General features: G+C 71.2%; 2 protein-coding genes. Both read left to right on the forward strand.

Features of this window, described 5'->3' with window-relative positions; translation table 11 throughout:
- A partial coding sequence (locus FDZ70_08535) for a methionine adenosyltransferase (GenBank protein TLM72289.1) occupies window positions 1-1,139 on the forward strand: 1,139 nt, incomplete at its 5' end.
- Window positions 1,140-1,207: 68 nt separating this feature from the next.
- Window positions 1,208-3,069, forward strand: a 1,862-nt coding sequence (priA, locus tag FDZ70_08540; protein TLM72290.1) for a primosomal protein N', incomplete at its 3' end; no start/stop codon positions are given.

A 3,069-nucleotide genomic window follows, 5' to 3' on the forward strand; every position in this document is an offset into this window, starting at 1 on the left:
TCACGCGCGAGATCGAGCTGGAGGCCGAAGGTGCCGGCAACGTCGAGCACGCCCGCGTCGCGTGCGAGACGTTCATCACCACCGGCCTCGTGGTCGTCGGCGGCGAGATCCGCACCAACGGATACGTGGACGTCCCGTCGATCGTGCGCGGCGTGGTCGACGACATCGGCTACAACCGCGCCAAGTTCGGGTTCGACGCGCACACCTGTGGCGTCATGAGCACCATCCACGAGCAGAGCGCCGACATCGCGATGGGCGTCGACGAGAGCTTCGAGGTCCAGCACGGCGCGGGCAGCGACCCGATCGACCTCATCGGCGCGGGCGACCAGGGCATGATGTTCGGCTACGCCTGCAACGAGACGTCCACCCTGATGCCGATGCCGATCTACCTCGCGCACCGGCTGGCCGAGCGCCTCACCGCGGTCCGCAAGGCCGGCGTGCTCGACTACCTGCGGCCCGACGGCAAGAGCCAGGTCACGGTGCGCTACGTCGACGGCAGGCCGGTCGCCGTGGACAAGGTACTCATCTCCACGCAGCACGCCGACGGCGTCAGCATCGACGACCTGCTCAAGCCCGACCTGGTCGAGCACGTGATCAAGCCCGTCATGGCCGAGGAGGACGTCGACTGGGACGGCGCCGAGGTGTTCGTCAACCCGACCGGCCGGTTCGTCATCGGAGGGCCGATGGGCGACACCGGCCTGACCGGCCGCAAGATCATCGTGGACACGTACGGCGGGATGGGTCGTCATGGCGGCGGTGCCTTCTCCGGCAAGGACTGCACGAAGGTCGACCGCTCCGCCGCATATGCCGCGCGGTGGGCCGCCAAGAACGTGGTCGCCGCCGGGCTGGCCGACCGCTGCGAGATCGAGCTCGCGTACGCCATCGGCGTGGCGCACCCGCTCTCGGTCCTCGTCGAGACGTTCGGCACCGAGAAGGTCCCCGCGACCGCGATCGAGAAGGCTGTGCGCGAGGTGTTCGACCTGCGCCCGGGGGCGATCATCCGCGACCTCGACCTGCGCCGCCCGATCTACCGCAAGACGGCCGCGTACGGCCACTTCGGCCGCACCGACCGCGACTTCACGTGGGAGCGCACGGACCGGGCGGAGGCGCTCGCCGACGCCGCGGGCCTGAACGACTAGCACGTACGCGCGCACACGAAGGCCGTCGGCGCCGCCACGGTGTCGGCGGCCTTGCGTATGCTGGAGACGTGGAAGCCACGCCGACAGACGCACGCGTCGCGCAGGTGGTGGTCGACGTCCCGGCGAGGGCCATCGACCGCCCGTTCGACTACGCCGTCCCCGACGACATGGTCGAGGTAGAGGTCGGCTCGTGCGTCCTGGTGGACTTCGGCAACCGCCCCGTGGTCGGCTATGTGGTGGGAGTGGCGAGCGAGAGCGAGTGCGACTCGCTCAAGCCGGTGCGCGCGCTGCTCGCCGGGCCCTACTTCGACTCGGTCGCCGTTCGTCTCGCGACCTGGATCGCGAGGGAGTACGTCGCTCCGCTGTCCGAGGCGGTCCGCCTGTTCGGGCCGCCGGGCGGCTCACCGCGAGCAGCCCGGTCAGCGAGTGGCGCCTGGGAACTCAGGCGCGCCGGTGCGGGTCCTGTGGACGACCGGTGGGTGTCGCTCACCAGCGAGGGCGTGCGGTTCGCAGTTCGGAAGGGCGCGACGATGCAGCGCGCAGTCCTCGATGCGCTGTCGGCAGGCCCCGTGCGCGCGGTCGAACTCGCCGCGGACCTCGGCGCCGTGGCAGGTGCAGTGAAGGCGCTCGAGCACGCGGGTGCGGTGCGCGTCGAGCGTCGCAGGCGGGTGCGTGAGGCAGTCGCCCGCGAGAGGTCCGCGCCGCGACACGAGCGCCTGATGCCCTCGCAGGTCGCCGCGCTCGACGCGATCGCAGCTGCCGGCTCCGGCGGCCGGGTGCTCCTGGACGGCGTGACCGGGTCCGGCAAGACCGAGGTGTACCTGCGCGCGATCGAAGATGTCGTCAAGCGCGGCGGCTCCGCGATCGTGCTGGTGCCGGAGATCTCGCTGACGCCGCAGACGGTGGGCCGCTTCCGGTCGCGCTTCGGCGACCTCGTGGCTGTACTGCACAGCCGCCTGTCAGCGGGCGAGCGCTTCGACCAGTGGGACCTTGCACGGTCCGGCGACGCGCGGGTGGTGGTCGGCGCGAGGTCGGCACTCTTCGCGCCGGTGCGCGATCTCGGCCTCGTCGTCATCGACGAGGAGCACGAACAGTCCTACAAGCAGGGCTCAGCCCCGCGGTACGACGCGCGCGACGTGGCCGCGCGGCTGTGCGACCTGCGCGGCGCGGTCCTCGTGCTGGGGAGTGCGACGCCGCGACTCGAGTCGCTCGCCGCATGCGAACGGGGCGCGTGCGTGCGTGTGCCGATGCCCGAGCGCGTGCCCGGGAGAGAGCTCCCCGCCGTTACCGTCGTGGATATGGGCGTGGAGTTCGCCGCGGGCAACCGCTCGATGTTCTCGCGGGAGCTCGCGCGCGGCCTCGATGCCGTCGCCGAGGCAGGACGGAAGGCCGTCCTGCTCCTCAACCGCCGGGGCTTCGCGTCGTTCCTGCTGTGCCGCGAGTGCGGGTTCGTGCCCGGATGCGAGGACTGCTCGACCTCACTGACCTTCCACGAGGTCGGTGCGCGGCTCATGTGCCATCACTGCGGGCGCATGGAGGACGTTCCGGCAGCGTGTCCCCGTTGCGGCAGCGTCTACCTGCGCCAGTTCGGCGCAGGTACACAGCGCGTGGAGGCCGAGGTCGTCTCGCGCTGGCCCGCGCTGCCCGTCGTGCGGATGGACGCGGACACCACCGCAGGGAAGGGCGGCCACGAGCAGGCGCTCGCGCGCTTCGAGCAGCTCGACGCGGGGATACTCCTCGGGACCCAGATGATCGCGAAGGGCCTTGACTACCCCGACGTCACGCTCGTCGGGGTACTGAACGCCGACACCGGCCTCCACCTGCCGGACTTCCGCGCTTCGGAGCGCACCTATCAGCTCCTCGAGCAGGTCTCGGGCCGGGCGGGGAGAGGGGAAGACCCAGGCCGGGTGATCGTGCAGACCTACTGGCC

Source organism: Actinomycetota bacterium (assembly GCA_005774595.1).
GTDB lineage: Bacteria > Actinomycetota > Coriobacteriia > Anaerosomatales > D1FN1-002 > D1FN1-002.